The sequence below is a fragment of the Dactylosporangium sp. NPDC051541 genome (assembly GCF_044454505.1).
In the GTDB taxonomy this organism is placed as follows: domain Bacteria; phylum Actinomycetota; class Actinomycetes; order Mycobacteriales; family Micromonosporaceae; genus Dactylosporangium.
This window is the reverse complement of sequence record NZ_JBITDU010000001.1, coordinates 658,580-675,724: the sequence shown is the minus strand read 5'-3', so window position 1 is coordinate 675,724 and position 17,145 is coordinate 658,580. Positions and strand designations below refer to the sequence as shown.

Sequence of the window (17,145 nt, the reverse complement as noted above, 5' to 3'; positions counted from 1 at the left end):
AAGGACCTCGTCGTCGCCGATCCAAAGAAGCTCATCGTCGCCGATCCAGAAGTATGACGTCCACGGTGGAGCCGGCGGCCGCGCTGATCACCTTCTCCCCCAGCACCATCAGGCCGTTGGCGTCGGCCAGGCCGGAGAGGGTGTACGGGCCACCGGCGAGCGGAGCGACAGTGTATCCGCCGCCGCGGCGCTCGGTGATGTACGCCGGGCGGAACTCCCGCATCCCGGAGGGCGAGTTGACGGTTTCCAGCAGGTGGGCCCGCACGCTCGGGCGGAAGACGGGGTCGGCCCCGGCCAGCAGCTGGATGACGGGGCGGGCGAGCACCTCGAAGCCGATCAGGGCCGCGCCGGGGTCGCCGGGGAGGCAGACGATCGGCACGCCGTTCTGGCCGCCGACCGTGCCGTACCCCAGCGAGCTGCACGGATACACGGACAGGTCGGAGAACACGACGGTGCGGGACAGGATCCGCCGGACCATGTCACCGGGGCCGGTGCCGGTCCCGCCGGTGGTGATGATCAGGTCGGCCCGCAGCATCTGGTCGTCGAGGAGGCCGCGCAGGCCCTCGGGGTCGTCGTCGCAGATGCCGACCCGGTAGGCGTGCGCGCCGGCCTCGGCCGCGGCCGCGGTGAGGGCGTGCGAGTTGGCGTCGACGACCTGGCCCGGCTGGCTGGCCCGGCCGACGTCGACGAGCTCGTCGCCGGTGGCGATGACGACCACCCGCGGGCTGGGGCGGACCACGACGTGGCCGATGCCGCTCGCGGCCAGGACCGAGACCAGCGGCGGGGTCACGTAGGCGCCGGCCCGGGCCAGGATCGCCCCGGCCGGCAGCTCGTCGCCGGCCCGGCGGACCCCGTGGCCGCGCTTCGTCGGGTGGTACACCTCGACCGCGGCCATCCCCTGGTCGGTCATCCCGGGCGGGACGACGACGTCGGCGGAGACCGGCATGAGGGCGCCGGCGGCGACGGAGAAGCAGGTGCCGGGGGTGAGGCGGACCGGGCGCCAGCTGGAGGCGACCAGGTCACCGACGACGCTCAGCCGGACCGGGCGGCCCGGCTGGGCGTCGCTGATGTCGTCGTAGCGCGCGGCGTAGCCGTCGATGGCGGCGTGGTCGAACGCGGGCACCGGGCCCGGCCCGACCACGTCCTCGGCCAGCACGTTGCCGTGCGCGGAGGTGATCTCCAGGTCCAGCGGGGGCAACGGGCGCAGCCCACGGAGCACGCCGGCCAGATAGTCGGCGAGGGGGACGCGCGCGTTCGACCCGACGCCGGCGTCACGCGCCGCGTCGTGGTGGGAGCCCGTCGCTGGAACCGCTGTCACCCGCGCAGATCCTTCTCCACGAATTGGGTCAGCCACTGGCTGAACGCCGGTCCGAGGTCGTCGCGCTTCACCGCGAGCTGGACGACCGTCTGCAGGTATCCCAGTGGCATGCCGGTGTCGTACCGGGTGCCCCGGTAGACGATCCCGTGCACCGGGGTCCCCTCCGCCAGCAGCAGCGCCATGGCGTCGGTGAGCTGGATCTCACCGCCGGCCCCGGGGCCGATGCGGCGGATCGCGTCGAAGATCTCGGCCGGCAGCACGTAGCGGCCGACGATGGCCAGGTTGCTCGGCGCGTCCTCGGGCTTGGGCTTCTCGACCAGCGCGGTGACCTTCACCGTCCGGCCGGCGTCGACCTCGAGGTCGGATTCCTCGACGGCGGCGATGCCGTAGCGGTTGGTCTCCTCGGGGTCGACCTCGATGAACGCGAGCACGATGCCGCCGGTTTGGGCCTGCAGGTCGAGCATGGCCGGCAGGAGCGGCTCGGTCTCGTCGCAGAACTCGTCGCCGAGCAGCACCGCGAAGGGCTCCGGCCCGACGTGGGACTCGCCGTAGGACACCGCGTGGCCCAGCCCGAGGGGTTCGGCCTGGCGGCAGGTGTAGATCTCAGCGAGTTCGGCGGGGCGCTTGATGGCCTCCAGGCGCTTGGTGTCACCCTTCTCCGTGAGGCGGGCCTCCAGGTCCGGGCGGCGGTCGAAGTGGTCAACCATCGAGGTCTTGCCGCGCCCGGTGACCAAAAGGATGTCCCGGATCCCGGCCGCCGCAGCCTCCTCGACGATGTACTGCAGGACGGGCCGGTCGACCACCGGCAGCAGCTCCTTGGGGACGGCTTTGGTCGCGGGGAGGAAGCGGGTGGCCAGGCCCGCCGCCGGGATCACGGCTTTGACAGCCCGCTGGCGCGTCGCGGACTGGTGAGGAGTCGTGTCAGGCATGTAAGCAGGCTAGCCGCCGCGGCTCTGTCGCGGTGGTTGCGCCGCCTTTGGCGCGCCGGGCGTCACCTCGGCGCTCGCCTTCGGGGTGCCCGCCGCCGGCGAACCGGGCTCGGCCAGCCGATACGTGTCGCGGCCGGCGGCCTTGGCCGCGTAGAGGGCGTCGTCGGCGGCCTCCAGCACCGCCGCCCCGGTCGCGCCGTGGTGCGGAAAGACCGCGATGCCGATCGATACGGTCACCGGGACGCGGCGCGGGGCCGGGCTGCCGCCGGCCGACACGACGAGCACCGGGGCCCGCCGCACGGCCACCCCGAGCCGCTCGGCCAGGGTGGCGGCGCCGGTCGCGTCGGTCTCCGGCAGCAGCACCACGAACTCCTCGCCGCCCTGGCGGAAGGCGAAGTCGACCTCGCGGATCTCGGCCCGCAGCCGGCGGGCGAACTCGGCCAGCACGGCGTCACCGGCCGCGTGGCCGTAGCCGTCGTTGACCTCCTTGAAGTGGTCCAGGTCGAGGGCGAGCACGGCCAGGTCGCGGCCGAACCGGCTGGCCCGCTCGACCTCCCGGCGCAGCGATTCGCGCAGGTAGCGATAGTTCGACAGGCCGGTCAGGGGGTCCGTCAGGGACAACCGCTGGGCCTCTTCGTGTACTCGCACGTTGTCGACGGCCACCGCCGCCTGCCCGGCGAACGTGCGCAAGGTCACCAGGTCGGCGTCGTCGAACTCGTCGAACCCGTGCCGGTCGTAGAGGGCCAGCACCCCGCGGGCCGCGGGCGGGCTCGCCGGCGAGGCCGGGTCGAACCGTGTGAGCGGCTCGGTGCTGGGCTCGAGGCCGGTGGTGGGGCCGGCGGCGGGGGCGGCGATGGGTACCGCGACATAGGTGACACACCGCGGCTCGTTCGCCGTGAGCATGGGCCCGTCCCGGTCGACCCGCCCGCGCATCGGCTCGCCGGACGCGGCGACGGTGCCGAGCAGCCCCTCCCCCATCGGCAGCCGCAGGTCGCCCACGTCGATGCCGGCCAGCCCCTCGGCGACCTGGCCGCGCAGCTCGGCTCCGGCCTGGTCGGCCATGAGCACGACCCCGGCCTGGGCCCCGGTCGCGGCGGTCGCGGTCTGCAGGATCACCTCGAGGATGCGGTCGAGGTCGTGGGTGCCGGCCAGGGTGTCGCCGAGCACGCCGAGCTGGCCGCGGAGCTGGTCGCGGCTGGCGGTGAGGGCCTGGACGTACCCCTGCATCTCCCGCGTCATCCGGTTGAAGGTCAGGCCCAGCCGGCCGACCTCGTCCTGGCTGCGCACCGGGACCCGGGCCCCGAGGTCGCCGTCCGCGACCCGCTCGACGGCCTGGGCGAGCTCGGTGAGCGGCTGCGTCGTGGACCGGGCCAGCCACCAGGCGACGCTGATCGCGACCAGCCCGGCGCACACGACGACGGCCACCAGTACCGCGTAGAGGCCCTGCACGTCCGGGGCGGGCACGCTGACGGCCAGGGTGAGCGGCTGCCCGGCCTGCGGGTTGATCCGGCGCACCAGCCGGCCGCCGTCGGTCGTCCCGGTCGCGTCCGGGTCGAGCCCGTGCGCCAGGTCGGCGATGGCCCGGTCCTCGGCGGTCGGCTGCGGGCCGGTGGCCAGGGAGGTGACCCGGACGCCGCTGGCCGAGCCGAGCCAGCCGAGCAGGGTGGAGTCGACGGGTTCGACGGCGTAGGCCCGCCCGATGCGCCGGCCGGTGGGGTCGAGGACGTCGACGGAGGCGGAGATCGCGGCATAGGCGGAGCTGGTCGGCGCGCCGCAGTCGGCCCACGGGCGGGCCGGCGCGTCACCGGCGGAGGCCTGGACACTGCCGTCGGTGCGGAGTACTTCGACGGCCCGGGCCAGGCCGCGGCCGACGGCGGTCTGTGCCGCCTCCGGGCGCTCCCCGAGCAGCGCGGCGGTCTCGGCGGCCAGGCGCAGGCGCTGGCAGGTGACGGCGAGGGCGGCCCCGAGGTTGTCGCGGCCGGCGTTGAGGCGCTCGGCGGCCCGCTGGTCACTGACGGTGGCGACGGCGATACCGACGAACACGGCGCCGAGCAGTACCGGGCCGAGGACGACCGCGAGGAAGGCGGCGGTGAGCCGCGCTCGCAGCGTCACGTTCGGTCTCCACCCTCCATCGCGTTGATGGGATGCTGACACAGATCAGGAGGAATCGAGTGGTACTACCCAGTGTGTCTCCCAAATCCGAGCTCCGGGCGCACATCCGGTCCGTCCGCCGCGGGCTGCCCGCGCCCATTCGGGCGAACGCCGATCGATCTCTGGCTTCGGCGGCGGCGGATTTGGTACTGCGTGCCGGCGCCCGGACCGTGGCCGCCTACGTGCCGCTGGCGCTGGAGCCGGGCGGGGCGGATCTCGTGCCGGCCCTGGCCACGGCGGCCGAGCGGCTCCTGCTGCCCGTATTGCTGGACGACAACGATCTCGACTGGGCCGCCCATGACGGACATTTCGGATCCGGCCGGTTCGGGTTACAAGAGCCGGCCGGGCCCAGGCTGGGCGTCGACGCGGTGGCGGAGGCCGATCTGGTACTGCTGCCGGGCCTCGCGGTCGCCGCGGACGGCACCCGGCTCGGGCAGGGCGGCGGCTCCTACGATCGGGTCCTCCCACGGGTCTACGCGGCCGGGCGGGCGCCGGCGATCGTGCTGCTCTACCCGGGGGAGATCCTTCCCCAGCTGCCCGCCGAGCCGCACGACCAGCGCGTCTGCGGCGCGTTACCGGGCTATGACAACGCGCACGTCCATTGGACGAAGGGGTGTCCAATACCGCATCATTGGCACTCGAAGTATCAGAGTGCCAATGATGGAGGCTGAGCGGTGCCTACCTACCAGTACGCCTGCACGGTGTGCGGCCACCAGCTCGAGGCTGTGCAGTCGTTCAGCGACGACCCGCTGACCGAGTGCCCGCAGTGCCAGGGCCGGCTGCGCAAGCAGTTCTCGGCGGTGGGCGTGGTGTTCAAGGGCTCGGGCTTCTATCGCACCGACTCGCGCTCCAACGGCAAGTCCGGCTCGTCGTCCAAGACCGAGTCGAAGTCCGAGTCGTCCGCGACCTCGTCGTCGACGAAGAGTGAGGGCGGCTCGTCGAGTTCGACCTCCACCAAGACCGAGTCGAAGCCGGCCGCGAGCACCTCGTCGTCCTCGTCCTCGTCCGGCGGCTCGTCTTCCTCGTCCAGCGGCGGCAGCGGCTCGACGAGCAAGTAGTCCGCAGCTGCAACGACCTGGCCGCCGATCGCACCGGCCCCGCGCGGTGCTGCGCACGGTTGGTGCGCGGGCGGGTGACGCCGAGGCGGCCGCAGTCGACTCGCCGGCCGCAGGGGACGGCGGCGCCGGGGGCCCGGGGGGCGGAGCCCCCGGACCGGGGCGGGAGCGAAGCGGCTCCGGAATCCTCTGCCGCTTTCGCTTGTGCTTTTCGCGCTTGTGCTTTTCGCGCTTTGTTGGCCTCGGCTTCAGTCCCAGTGCGGCGGGCGGTCGGCGAGGAGGCGGTCGTCGTTGCTCGACGCGCGCTCACCCCAGCCCGCGTCCGTGTCGTCAGTCGTGGTGTCCGGAAGGACGACGAGCTCGTCGGCGAAGTCTTCGAAGCTCACTTCGCGCTGGTCATCGGTGGGCGCCCACCCGCTGGTACCTGCCACGGCTGCGAGACTACTCCCGCGAGTTTGCCGGAAAGTGGCCGAATGACGACAGTCGCCTTCGCAACGCGCGGGCACACTCGGCGGCATGACGCAACCCACCCCTGAGCCCGTCGGCGACCCCTCGGCCGACGAGCAGGAGACCCTTCGGCTCGACCAGCAGGACCCCGACGCGACCCGGCCGATGTCCCTGGCCGATCTGCGGGAGCTCGAGAACGACCGGTAATCAAGCGCCCACCGCCGGGGTAATACTCCGGCGGTGGGTAGTGTCGGTCACGTGAGTGATGACGCGTACTGGCGGCGGCCTCCCGAGGGGAGCGCGGCGGACCCGGTCTCGCCGCCGGCCGCGCCCGCGAGCGTTCCTTACACCGGCGCGCCGCGCAGCGCCCCGCCGCCGCACGGCTGGCGCCCGCCCGTGGTCGACAGCCCGTCCCCGCCGCGCCGGCTGCCGGAGCAGGACCCTGAGCGCATCGACCGCGAAGAGCAGGCGGCCACGATCCTGACCCGCGGCGTCGGGCTGTTCGCCGGGGCCGTGATGCTCGTCCTGCTCTTCATCCTCTGCGGCCGGGCGCTGTTCTAGGCTCCCCAGACCATCTTGGCGCCGCTGTCGCCGGTCTTGTACACGTAGAACGCCGACACCAGCGCCAGGATCACGGCCAGCGCGGCGACCGCGTAGTGCGCCACCACCGGGGCCTTGATCGCCGCGGTGGCCTCGCGGGTCACCGGCACCAGGAACGCCATCACCAGGCTCACCACGCCCAGGGCGAGGATGAACCAGAAGAGCTTGTCGGCGTAGCCCTCGTGCGCCGCGACCGCCGGCGAGTCGCCGAACTGCTTGCTCAGCTCCTCCCCCGACTCCTTGGAGACGAAGACGGCGATCGGGGCGGCCACCGCGAACGCGATGAGTGGCCAGCGGATGTGCCGGCGGCTGCCGGGCCACACCCCGTAGAGGACCGCGACCAGCGCCAGGAGCGGCACCAGCACCACGGCCCCATGCACGAACAGCGGATGTGCCGGAATGCCTGAGACGCGATCGAACACGAAGCCTCCTCGTTCTGATACGGATCCTCCCCGCCCATGGGGTACCTGTGCAGGGGTTCGGATGGTTCAAGAGCCCGGAAACATTTGAACGGTTCCAGGTTGCGTGGTGTTATGGAATGGTGTCGGGTGAGGATCTGCTGCGCGCCCGGGGTCTGCGAGTGACGCGGCCCCGGCTGGCCGTGCTGGAGGTGCTCGACGGCTCCCACGGCCATCTCGATGTCGAACAGATCGCGGCCCGGGTGCGCCAGCGCCTGGACACGGTCTCCACGCAGGCGGTGTATGACGTGCTCAGTGCGTTGTCCCGGGCCGGGCTGGCCCGCCGGATCGAGCCGGCCGGGAGCCCGGCGCGATACGAGTCGCGGGTCGGCGACAACCACCACCACGTGGTCTGCCGCGGCTGCGGGGAGATCGCCGACGTCGACTGCGCGGTCGGCGACGCACCGTGCCTGACCCCGTCCCAGGCCCACGGCTTCGTCCTCGATGAGGCCGAGGTCACATTCTGGGGTCTCTGCCCGGCCTGCCAGCAGCGACGCGCCGACGACCGATGAGCACCGACCACGGCCTGTTCGGCCCGGACTCGATCACCTGGCGGGTGCACCGCGAGCCGATGGTCACCGTCGGCGGGCTGCGCAGCCTCTACCTGCAGGCCCTCCTGCCCCGGGCCGTCGCCGGGGTGGAGCAGAACAGCAACTACCGCCAGGACCCCTGGGGCCGGCTGGCCCGGACCTCGACCTTCGTCACCACCGTGATCTACGGCACGACCGAGGAGGCGGAAAAGGCCGGCGCCCGGGTCCGCAAGATCCATTCGCGGATGACGGCGGTCGACCGGCGCACCGGCGAGCGGTTCCGGATCGACGACCCCGAGCTGCTGCGCTGGGTCCACGTCACCGAGGTCGAGTCGTACCTGACCGCCGTGCTGCGCGGCGGGCTGCGGCTCGCGCCGGAGGAGATGGACGAGTACCACCGCGAGCAGACCCGGGCCGCGGCGCTGGTCGGCCTCGACCCGGCCACGGTGCCCGACTCGGTGGCCGCGGTGGAGGCCTACTACGAGCGGATGCGGCCGGAGCTGGCACTCACCGTCGACTCGGCGGCGACCGGGATCTTCCTGACCATGCCGCCGCTGCCCTACGGGCTCGGCCTGACCCCGGTCCGCGGGGCCGCGTTCGGCGTGTCGGCTCTCGCGATCGGGCTGCTGCCGCCGTGGGCCCGCAAGCTCTACGGGCTCCCCGGCCTGCCCACCACCGACCTGGTGACCTCGGTGAACGCCCGGGTCCTGGGCCGGCTGCTGCGCCAGGTGCCGATCGAGTGGATCGAGTCGCCGGCCCGCAAGCGCGCGATGGAGCGCCTGCGCCCGCGCAACTAGAGGGCCGCTCTTCGCGTTCAACCTCGCGTGACCCGCTGGCTTCCGGCGCTTGTTGTCGCCGCTGTTGTGACGGCGCTGCTGGTCACGCTTGGAACGGACATTTCGGATGTCGCACGATATTTCGTATATGTCGGTCTGGCCGTGGTGCTGCCCGGGACGCTCGTCTACCGCGCCCTGCGGCGCGACCCGCACAGTCTTGTCGAAGACCTTGCCTTTGGTACCGCCATAGGCCTCGTCCTGGAGACAGCGGCTCGGCCGGCGCCATGGGCCTGGCCCATCCTGGCGGTCATCCTGCTGCGCCGCCACCTGCGAACTCCGCACTATCCACAGCGGCCGCCGGTCGCCTGGTCGTGGGCGGTGGCCGGGGTCGCGCTGGGCTTCGTCGGCTACCTCGGCTGGGCCTTCCTGCGGGTCAACCCGCCGGTGCCCGTGGAGCGGCCGGTCGACTACATGATCGACCAGCTCAATCTGCTCGCCATCGCCGGTGACCTCCGGCATCACGCCACCCTCGCCGTCCCCGAGCTCGGCGCCGAGGCCCTGCCCTACCACTGGTTCGCCTACGCCCACCTCGCCGCGGCCGGCCGGCTCACCGGGGTCGACCTGCCCGTGCTGTGGTTCCGGCTCGACCTGCCGGCCCTGGCCGTGCTCGCCGTCGCGCTCCTCGCGGTGGCCGCGTGGCGGGTCACCGGGCGGATGTGGACCGGTCCGGTGGCGGCGACCCTGATGTACCTGGTCGGCGAGGCCGTCCTGCCGGGCCGGGCGCCCGCGTTCTTCGGGTCCATCACCGCGTACTACTCGTGGTCGAGCCGGTCCGTGCTGTACGCGAGCGCCCTGTCCATGCCCTTGATCGCGGTGCTGGCCCAGGTCCTGCGGCAGCGGCACACGACCCGTACCTGGCTGCTGCTCGCCCTCCTCGCGGCCGGGGTGGCCGGGGCCAAGTCGACGGTGCTGCCGGTCGCCCTCGCCGGCCTGGTCTGCGCCGGTCCGCGCCGCGCCTGGCGGCCGTTCGCGCTGCTGGCCGCCGTCCTGGGCCTGGCGATGCTCTTCTTGTACGGCGGCGAGGGCGGCGGTTTGATCATCCGGCCGTTCGGGATCATGGCCGACTTCGCGCGCGGGCGGCCCCTCGTCATGTTCGCCGGCCTGGGCGCCTACGCGATCGCGATGGGCTTCCGGCTGGCCGGAGCGCTGTGCGTCCGCGAGTGGGGGCCGGTCGAGCGGTTCCTGGCCGGTGCCGCCCTGGCCGGGTTCGCGGCGACCGTGCTGATCTGGCACAACTCCTGGGGGCAGCACTTCTTCGCGATCGCCGGGTTCCCGTTCGGGGTGATCCTGTCGGCGGCCGGCCTGCACCGGATTCCGGTGCCGGGACTGGTCGGAGCATGTTGTGTATCGATCGTCGCCTGGAACGTCGCGATTCCACCGCCGCGGCTTGCGATCTACGGCGTATATTTTTTCGCGGCACTGGTGCTCGCCGTCGCGCTGGCCACCCGCGAGGTCCGGGCCGCGCTGGTGGTCGTGCTGTTCGCGGGCAGCGCCGGGCTGCCCTACGACGCCGTCCACCACGCCAACCTCGGCACCGCGTATCACGTGCGGGTCACCCCCGACCAGGCCGCCGGGGCCCGCTGGCTGCGCGCGCACAGCACCCCGGATGAGTATGTGGCCACGAACGTCCACCGCGTCGGCTCGGGCACCCAGGCCGAGCAGAGCCTGGCCTACTGGATCTCGGCCTTCTCCGAGCGCCGGGTCCTGCTGGGCAGCTGGGGCTACTCACCCGAGTCGAACGCGATCCAGGCCGCCGGCGGTGGCGTCGGGCCGGCCCTGACCTACTGGGACCCGGCCCGCCTGCAGGCCAACGACCTGGCCATCTACGAACCGACCCCGGCCCGGCTGCGGTGGCTGTGGGACCAGCGGGTGCGCTGGATCCTCGTCGACCGCGCGCAGGGCCGGGAGTCGCCGCGCCTGGCGGACCAGACCTCGCTCGTCTGGTCCGCCGGCGCCATCTGGATCTACCGCATCAGCGGGCCGTGCAGGTGAGCGTGGCCGGGGCCGTGTTCGTCCCCGAGTAGCTCGCCCCGAAGCCCGGCGCGACCGTGGCCGCGGGGGCGAGGGGGCCGTTCCAGTCGGCGTTGGCGACGGTCACCGCCGCGCCCGACTGGGTCCACACCCCCGACCAGCCGTTGCTGATCTTCTGGTTGCCCGGGAACGTGAACGAGACCGTCCAGCCCGCGAGGGCCGTGGTGCCGGTGTTCGTCACCGTCACCTCGCCGTTGAACCCGTCACCCCACTGGTTGGTCACCTTGTACGTCGCCGAGCACGACTTGCCCGTGGACCCGCCCGACGTGGTCACCGACACCGGGTCGGACGCCGTGGACAGGTTCCCGGCCGCGTCCTTGGCCCGCACCGTGAAGGAGTACGCGGTCGCCGCGCTCAGCCCGGTGACGGCCAGGGAGGTCGTGCTGCTGGACCCGACCAGGGCACTGCCGTTGTACACGTTGTAGCCCGTGACGGCGACGTTGTCGGTCGAGGCCGCCCAGGTCAGCGTCGTGCTGCTGGCCGTCGTGCCGGACGCGACCGGGGTGCCGGGCTTGGTCGGTGCGGTCACGTCCCCGGTCTGGGCCGAGGTCGTGAACGTCCCGGCGGTCGAGGCGGCCGAGGCGTTGCCGGCCGCGTCGAGCGCGACGACGATGATCGAATACGCGGTCGACGGGGTCAGCCCGGTGATCGCCAGGGAGTTCGTCGTGCTCGTGCCGACCAGAACGCTGCCGTTGTACACGCTGTAGCTCGCGACCCCCACGTTGTCCGTGGACGCCGTCCAGGTCGCGGTGGCCCCGGTCGCGGTGACGTTCGTGAACGCCGGCTTCCCGGGCGCGCTCGGCGCGGTCGTGTCGGCCGGCCCGCTCGTCGGCGCCGTCCCCCACACCTGGGTGGATCCGTCGAACAGCGTCATGTGGCTGTTCGCCGCCTGCGTGGACCCGGCGGGTACCGACCAGTCGTTGGACGGGTCCCAGGTGCCGGCCGAGCTGATCCGGAACTGCACCTCGCGCCGCCACGCCGACTGCCCGGCCGGGGCGATGTTCTGCCCCGCGCAGCTGACGGTCACGTAGTAGGTGCTGCCGCTGACCAGCGTCGGGCCGGTCGGGGCCGAGCACTGGTTGTAGGCGCTGGACAGCGTGATCTGGCTGGGGGTGGTCGCGCCGTCGAGCGTGAAGTAGTAGCGGAACGAGCCGTTGGTCAGGGCCCGCGCCGGCCACGCCGACTTGTTGTAGACCAGGGCCTTGACCTCGGTGAAGGTCGTGCCGACGGTGTTGATGGAGGACTCGATGTACATCTCGGGCCCGTCCGGGGTCTCCGCCACCGGGAAGTTCGTCAGCGGGGTGCCGCCGAACTCGCTGTACATGCGGGCCAGGGCGCTGGTGAAGCCGGCGTTGTAGTCGGTGGCGACCTCGTTCATCGTGTAGTCGTTGCGGCTGTCGGCGTAGGCGTCGTTCGCCGACGTCGGGCCGCCGACCAGGGCGCCGTACAGCGTGTGCCGCGACTGCGCGGGCTCGTTGATGTTGTCCGACCAGGAGCCGTGGGCCGTGCGGTGGTGCGGGTTCTTCGGCGGGTTGGCCCCGAACCCGATCATGTAGCTGGAGTTGCGCGGGTTGTCACCGAGCGCGTAGTTGATCTGGCGGACGCCGAAGTCGTGGTAGCGCGCCTTGCGGGTCGCGTCCGTGAGGTAGTCGCTGTAGACGAACGCGACGAACGACGTGTTGGCGGCGTAGCGCAGCGACCCCCAGCTGTCCAGGACCGCCTCCCCGCCCGGCGACGTCGGCACCTTCGCCCCGTTGACGCCCACGGTCCAGTAGTCCAGCCAGCGGTTGGCGTCGTCGATGTACTGCTGCTTGCCGGTCAGCTTGGCCAGCAGCACGTAGCAGCCGTAGGACTTGTCGTCCCAGGCGATCGTCCACCGGTAGGACTTCGTGGTCGTCTGGTTCTCGTTGCTGAGGTTGGCGTAGCCGGCCTCGGCCTTCGACAGGTAGGAGCTGTCGTTCGTGGCCCGGTACAGCCAGATCGCGCCCCACACCAGCTCGTCGTTGTAGCCGCTCCACGAGTTGTAGTAGCTCGCGGCGTCGGTGATGCAGTCGGAGTACTTCTTGCGGACCGAATCGGCGAAGGAGTACAGCTGCTTGGCGTGCGCGACCAGGGTGTCCGCGTAGGCCGCGTCGGTCGGCCGGATCACGATCGACGAGGCCGCCATCGCCGCCGCCGTCTCACCGGCCAGGTCCGACCCGCCGCAGGTAGCGTCGATCTTGTACGACGGCCGCGCCATCGGCATCACCTCGGCCGGCCCCCACCAGGCGTGGTCGGGGTTGCCGGCGCCGATCTGTCCATAGAGGACGTTGGCGCTGGGGTGGGCCTTGATGAAATAGTCGTTGACGAACTTCAGATTGTTGACCAGGTTCGTCAGCTGCCCGGAGCGCACGTAGGCGTCGCGGTACTCGACCGCGCCCCAGGCCAGCATCGTGGTCGAGAACGCCATCGGGAAGCCGAACTTGACGTGGTCCCCGGCGTCGAACCACCCCCCGGTGAGGTTGAGCCCGACATCGGACCCGTCGTTCAACGCCGAGTTCCCCCGCCAGTTGACCCGGTTCCACGACGGCTTCGGCCCCGACTGCTGCGCCTCGTAGAACCAGATCGACTTCTGCAGCGCCTCGCCGTAGTTGAACGCGGCCGCCGCGTGCGCCGCCGGCTGCTGTATGGCAATCCCGAACGCCCCGGCCGCGGCCATGCCCACGGCCACGAGCGCACTCAGCAACTTCTTCCTGTACCTCATCGACTTCCCTCCCTGGGGGCGGTTGGTCGGATTCAACCCACCACCGCCCAGGGTTTGGAAAGGAAGCCTGCTTTTACAGCCGTTACCGCAGCTCAGGAGTTGAAACTTGCACCGCCGGTCAGCCGTTGGGGTCGCCCGGGATGGGCAGCGGCGGCGCGTCCTGCAAGTCCTCGCTCCAGTAGCTGCGCCCGTTGTTGTGGAGGGCCTCATGGCCGCCGTCGCGCGATTCGGGCACCTCCCACGGTGACCCGCCACCGACCTCATCGGGCGCGTTGCTCACCTGCAGCCGCGCTGGCACCTCCTCGGCCCGGCCCGCGTGGAAGAGGTACAACCCGCCGACCAGCCCACCGTGCCCGGGCCGGATCGTGTGGCTCGACGTGCCCCGGATGTCGGTGCGCACGAGCGTCGTCTCCAGCCCGATGTGGGCCGGCGCGAACTTCGACAGCGGCACCCGCCGCCCCCGCACCCTGATCGTGGCCCCGGCCGCGTCGCTGACGTGCTCGACCCTGCGCCGCCGCACCTGGAACCGGTCGATCAGCCGGAAGCCGTCGCTGGTCCGGGCCCCGACCTGGTAGACACCCATCGTCCCGCGCGGCAGCCGCGGGTAGGCCCGGGTGTAGAGGATCAGGGCCACCACCAGCACGATCAGCGCCAGCGAGCCGGCCGCGATCGCCACCGCCGGCCACGACCCGACCTGCTTCGACAGCGCATCACTGGTACTGCCCTCGGCCGGGATGCCGCCCGGGACGTTCAACGGAATGTCCGAGCCGAGCACCGCCGCCCACGGCGACCCGACCTTCCCGGTCGCGGTCACCGGCGCGGAGTCCTGCTGGTGCGGCCACAGCTTCAGGCTGAACCCCGGGCTCCAGCGCACAGACATCGTGAAGGTCTGCGACTGCCCGGGCTTCAGGTCCACCGTCGCGGGTGGCGGCTCGCTCCAGGTCACTCCCCCGCCCGAGCTGACCTGCAGGTCGGTCACGGTGAGCGGGGCCCGCTGGGTCTGCGACGTCAGGGTCAGCTCCAGCGTCGCCGTGCCCGCGACCCGATCCGACTGCTTCGTCGCCCACTTGACCTGGACGCCCTTGCCGACGTCGCCGGCCAGCAGCGAACGGGCCTTGGCCAGCCGGGTCGCCTGCTTGGACTGGTCGAGATACCCGGCCAGCCCCGACCCCGTGCTCGGCTCCAGCACGACCGTGCTCGGGATGACACTCTGCAGCAGCGAAGCCCCGGTCTTGGCGTTCAACGGCAGCGCGTACGCCCCCAGCCAGGTCTTGTTCAGCGACGCGGCCCGGGTCTTGAGGTTCTGCCAGGCCGGCGCGGTCGTCGACACGTACGGCGAGTCCGCGGGCGCGGCCTGCTCACCGTCGGTCAGCAGCACGACGGTGGCGATGTCGGCCGCACCGGACCGGTTCAGCTCGTTGAGCGCCTGCTCGATGGCCCGCCCGATGTCGGTCATCCCGTCCGTGGTGGGCGCGGTGGGCAGCGCGTTGAGGATCGCGTCACGGTTACCCGCCTTGTTGCCGTACCGCCATTGCGGCTTGTTGTCGAACGTGTAGAGCGCGACGTAGTCGTTGGGGGCCAGCCCGCCGAGGAAGGTATTGAGCACGCCCCGGACGTTGTTGTAGAGCCCATTGGCTCCCATCGACCCGGAGGTGTCCACGAGCACGACGTAGTCGGCCGCCACGTCGTCGACGCCGAGCTGCTTGTAGATATCCTCCCGCGTTGGGGCAGGATCAGCCATCGCCGGCGAGGCCACCAGCCCGAGCGCGGCAAACACGGCAACAAGCGTGACCGACAACGCCAGCCACGCACGAACGGTGGTCGAGAGAGATTGCGGCCGAATCGCCGACATGGCTGTATCTCCGGTCCTTGCGTAGGGGTGGGCTGCAGGCATGGCACGACTACCGCTCATCCGCGGCCGGCCGTTCTCCGCCGCCGGCACTGCGGGAACTGCGGAGCATGCCTTTGATGATTTTCGAAACCGGCTCAGATCTCGGCGCGGCGCCCGGATCGGCCCCGCCCGGCGCCACCGGCTCACGCTGAGCGGGCGGCGCATACCGTGGCGGTCGGGTTCGCCCGGCGAGCCATTGCATGAACACAAAGCCGTCACCGACGTGGACATTCCAGCGGTCGGCGAGGCGCTGACCGTATGTGCCGGAGGAGATGCGCTTGCGCAATATCTCGGCATAATCGGCACGCCCGTGTCGCCAGAGCTCGGTCAGCAAGTAGATGATCGACTGTGCCGAATTGATGTGGAACCATTCGGCGGCCAGGCGTTCAAGGTCCTCGAAACTCAGGCCAGCATCAGTGGCCTGCGCGAAACCGGCGGCAACCTGCTCGATACCGGCGCCCCTTCGGGTCAAGGTGCGCAGACCCTGATAAGCCCAGAACCGTCCCAGTGCCGACACGCGGCGAATCCGCTCGATCCAGTCCGCGCCGAAGACCAAATCGACGAAGTCCGACGGCCGGGCATCCACCTGCTGGGCGATCGCCCGCGCGGCCAGATCCATCACTTCCTGGTCGTCGGCCGGCACGATCGCCATCAGCCGCTGGGCCTGAACCACCGTGCCGGGTTCGGGAAAGATCGCCCCGACGAGCCGCCGGCCCAGCTCCATCCGGTGCCTGGCCAGGACCGGACTGGGCCAGAGCGACCGTAGCGCTCCCGCATAATCGGGGAGCGGAACGCTGCCGATGATGAGACCGGGCATCTGCGCGAAGCGAACAAGGTGCAGCAGGTCGATGCGGACCCATTCGATGTCGGCCAGGCCGCAGTTCTCCGGGGTCAGCGCATCCAGCGCCGCATCGATCGCCAGGTTTTCGGCGTCCGTCCCGATCAGGCCGGCCCGATCCACCAGGAACGGCCACATCGAGGCGAAGATCGGCCGCTTGGTGAACGCGGCGATGTGCAGCAGCACCGGCCACACCCGATCGTCGATGTCGGCCAGAGCTCGCCACTGCTCCGCGTTCGGCTCACCCCGGCCGATCGCGAACCCGAACGGGGCCAGCCAGGGCCGACTCCCGGCCGCCGGGTCGAGCAGCCACCGCTCGATCTCCCCCACGGCCCGCTCGGCCGGGATGCCACGGTGGAGGATCATGCGCAGCAGCGCTACACAGACCGTGGGCTGATCGGCGATGAGCCGCTGGACGACCGGGTCCTTGATCGCCCCTTTGACGCCCGACAGCAGCTGCAGCACCGCGTCCGCGGCGGCCGGGCGCAGGTCGCGCATCGACTCGGTCGGCCGTAGCAGCTCGCGCAGCAGGCCCAGCCCGGCCGCGGGCCCGGCCCGGTCGGCCAGCACGAACCACGAACGCAGGCGGGGCTGGTCGGCCTCCGTCAGCAGCGTCCGGCCGTAGGCGCCCAGCCGCCGCTCGGTCTCCGCGGACCACGTGCGCACGAGCAGCTCCCCGGCCGCCTGGTCCTCCAGGACGCGGTCGGCCAGGAACTGCACCAGTGTCTGGGCGTGCTGCGACGGCAGGCTGCCGAGTGGGTGCTTCGCCAACACCTGCTGCGCATCGGCGGCCGTCCCCCGGCCCGACCGGATCAGCCGAGCCACCTCCCGCACCAGATCCATGCTCAGCAGACCCCGCCGAGCCGACACCGCGTCGGAGCTTTGGCCGGGGTCAGCTTCCCCGCGCAGATGCCCGACGATGTCCGCGGTCCGGAACTTCGCGTCACCGCGGCGGAGGCGTACCAGGTCCTTGACGTACTCGGCGGCATCCGCGGTTCGCGGGCGCGGCGGCGGCTCCGCCCAGGTCACGCGGGCCTGCCCATCAGCCGCCAGGTCGGCGAAGACCAGCGGCTCCTGGTGCGCGCCGAGCCGGGCCCGGCAGCCGAGGGGGAGCAGGCCCCAGACCGCGTCGACCAGGTTGGCGCGATCCTCCGGGCCCGGCAGCGCGGCCGCCCCGGCTACGATCGCGACCGGGCGACCCTCCAGCACGAGGCCGGCCAGGCCCGCCACCAGCTCGAACCCGAACCGGTCGACATCGGCCGCCACCGCCGCGACGTCGCTCGATCTCGGTCGAATCGCCGACATCGCTTGCACCTCC

Annotated in this window: 15 protein-coding genes; 7 read left to right on the top strand and 8 right to left on the bottom strand. The window is 71.8% G+C overall.

Features of this window, described 5'->3' with window-relative positions; all coding sequences use genetic code 11:
• Positions 1–31 precede the first annotated feature (31 nt).
• Genes glp through ACIA8L_RS03155 form a run of 3 tightly spaced genes read right to left on the bottom strand, consistent with a single transcriptional unit; the run spans position 32 to position 4,359 of the window.
• Positions 32–1,318: a gephyrin-like molybdotransferase Glp gene (gene glp, locus ACIA8L_RS03165; RefSeq protein ID WP_395899847.1), complete on the bottom strand. Its 1,287-nt coding sequence runs from the start codon at positions 1,316–1,318 to the stop codon at positions 32–34.
• Positions 1,315–2,247 carry a UTP--glucose-1-phosphate uridylyltransferase gene (locus tag ACIA8L_RS03160; protein WP_395899845.1) on the bottom strand — a complete coding sequence of 311 codons (933 nt, stop codon included), beginning with the start codon at positions 2,245–2,247 and terminating at the stop codon, positions 1,315–1,317. Before ACIA8L_RS03160 ends, glp begins: the two co-directional genes overlap by 4 nt.
• 9 nt (positions 2,248–2,256) lie before the next feature.
• A complete protein-coding gene (locus tag ACIA8L_RS03155; protein WP_395899843.1) occupies positions 2,257–4,359 on the bottom strand; it encodes a diguanylate cyclase in 2,103 nt (700 codons plus the stop codon).
• 74 nt (positions 4,360–4,433) lie between these two features.
• Here ACIA8L_RS03155 and ACIA8L_RS03150 point away from each other — a divergent pair, with 74 nt between their 5' ends.
• Complete coding sequence (locus ACIA8L_RS03150) at positions 4,434–5,069, top strand: 5-formyltetrahydrofolate cyclo-ligase (RefSeq protein ID WP_395899842.1); 636 nt, start codon at positions 4,434–4,436, stop codon at positions 5,067–5,069.
• Between the two features lie 3 nt (positions 5,070–5,072).
• Entirely contained in the window at positions 5,073–5,456 is a 384-nt protein-coding gene (locus ACIA8L_RS03145; protein ID WP_395899840.1) for an FmdB family zinc ribbon protein, read from the top strand.
• A gap of 245 nt (positions 5,457–5,701) precedes the next feature.
• Here ACIA8L_RS03145 and ACIA8L_RS03140 read toward each other — a convergent pair whose 3' ends face one another.
• Positions 5,702–5,884, bottom strand: coding sequence for a hypothetical protein (locus tag ACIA8L_RS03140; protein ID WP_395899838.1), 183 nt, complete (start codon positions 5,882–5,884; stop codon positions 5,702–5,704).
• Between the two features lie 85 nt (positions 5,885–5,969).
• On the opposite strand from ACIA8L_RS03140, the gene ACIA8L_RS03135 reads away from it, so the two are divergent.
• Together ACIA8L_RS03135 and ACIA8L_RS03130 are read left to right on the top strand one after the other, a co-directional pair.
• On the top strand, positions 5,970–6,107 hold the full coding sequence (locus tag ACIA8L_RS03135; protein ID WP_395899836.1) for a hypothetical protein: 138 nt from the start codon (positions 5,970–5,972) through the stop codon (positions 6,105–6,107).
• 51 nt (positions 6,108–6,158) lie between these two features.
• Complete coding sequence (locus ACIA8L_RS03130; protein ID WP_395899834.1) at positions 6,159–6,461, top strand: translation initiation factor 2; 303 nt, start codon at positions 6,159–6,161, stop codon at positions 6,459–6,461.
• Here the strand turns inward: ACIA8L_RS03130 and ACIA8L_RS03125 are convergent.
• Entirely contained in the window at positions 6,458–6,922 is a 465-nt protein-coding gene (locus tag ACIA8L_RS03125; protein WP_395899832.1) for a DUF2231 domain-containing protein, read from the bottom strand. The two genes, ACIA8L_RS03130 and ACIA8L_RS03125, sit on opposite strands and share 4 nt — an antisense overlap.
• 116 nt (positions 6,923–7,038) lie before the next feature.
• On the opposite strand from ACIA8L_RS03125, the gene ACIA8L_RS03120 reads away from it, so the two are divergent.
• The 3 genes from ACIA8L_RS03120 to ACIA8L_RS03110 are packed head-to-tail and all read left to right on the top strand — an operon-like array spanning position 7,039 to position 10,316.
• The gene (locus ACIA8L_RS03120) at positions 7,039–7,470 is read left to right on the top strand and encodes a Fur family transcriptional regulator (protein ID WP_395899830.1); all 432 of its coding nucleotides are present in this window, start codon (positions 7,039–7,041) and stop codon (positions 7,468–7,470) included.
• Positions 7,467–8,285: an oxygenase MpaB family protein gene (locus ACIA8L_RS03115; RefSeq protein ID WP_395899828.1), complete on the top strand. Its 819-nt coding sequence runs from the start codon at positions 7,467–7,469 to the stop codon at positions 8,283–8,285. Before ACIA8L_RS03120 ends, ACIA8L_RS03115 begins: the two co-directional genes overlap by 4 nt.
• A gap of 27 nt (positions 8,286–8,312) precedes the next feature.
• Positions 8,313–10,316, top strand: coding sequence for a hypothetical protein (locus ACIA8L_RS03110; RefSeq protein ID WP_395899826.1), 2,004 nt, complete (start codon positions 8,313–8,315; stop codon positions 10,314–10,316).
• Here the strand turns inward: ACIA8L_RS03110 and ACIA8L_RS03105 are convergent.
• The 3 genes from ACIA8L_RS03105 to ACIA8L_RS03095 all read right to left on the bottom strand — a co-directional run bounded on the left by ACIA8L_RS03105 (position 10,297) and on the right by ACIA8L_RS03095 (position 17,132).
• Positions 10,297–13,098, bottom strand: coding sequence for a glycoside hydrolase family 9 protein (locus ACIA8L_RS03105; protein WP_395899824.1), 2,802 nt, complete (start codon positions 13,096–13,098; stop codon positions 10,297–10,299). The two genes, ACIA8L_RS03110 and ACIA8L_RS03105, sit on opposite strands and share 20 nt — an antisense overlap.
• A 118-nt stretch (positions 13,099–13,216) precedes the next feature.
• Positions 13,217–14,875, bottom strand: a complete 1,659-nt coding sequence (locus tag ACIA8L_RS03100) for a VWA domain-containing protein (protein WP_395899822.1) — start codon at positions 14,873–14,875, stop codon at positions 13,217–13,219.
• A gap of 124 nt (positions 14,876–14,999) precedes the next feature.
• Positions 15,000–17,132, bottom strand: a complete 2,133-nt coding sequence (locus ACIA8L_RS03095; RefSeq protein ID WP_395899820.1) for a hypothetical protein — start codon at positions 17,130–17,132, stop codon at positions 15,000–15,002.
• Positions 17,133–17,145 lie beyond the last annotated feature (13 nt).

Coding starts and splice junctions, on each gene's coding strand:
- ACIA8L_RS03160 (WP_395899845.1), bottom strand. CDS start 2,247: ATGCCTGACACGACTCCTCACCAGTCCGCGACGCGCCAGCGGGCTGTC.
- ACIA8L_RS03135 (WP_395899836.1), top strand. CDS start 5,970: ATGACGCAACCCACCCCTGAGCCCGTCGGCGACCCCTCGGCCGACGAG.
- ACIA8L_RS03120 (WP_395899830.1), top strand. CDS start 7,039: ATGGTGTCGGGTGAGGATCTGCTGCGCGCCCGGGGTCTGCGAGTGACG.
- ACIA8L_RS03115 (WP_395899828.1), top strand. CDS start 7,467: ATGAGCACCGACCACGGCCTGTTCGGCCCGGACTCGATCACCTGGCGG.
- ACIA8L_RS03105 (WP_395899824.1), bottom strand. CDS start 13,098: ATGAGGTACAGGAAGAAGTTGCTGAGTGCGCTCGTGGCCGTGGGCATG.
- ACIA8L_RS03095 (WP_395899820.1), bottom strand. CDS start 17,132: ATGTCGGCGATTCGACCGAGATCGAGCGACGTCGCGGCGGTGGCGGCC.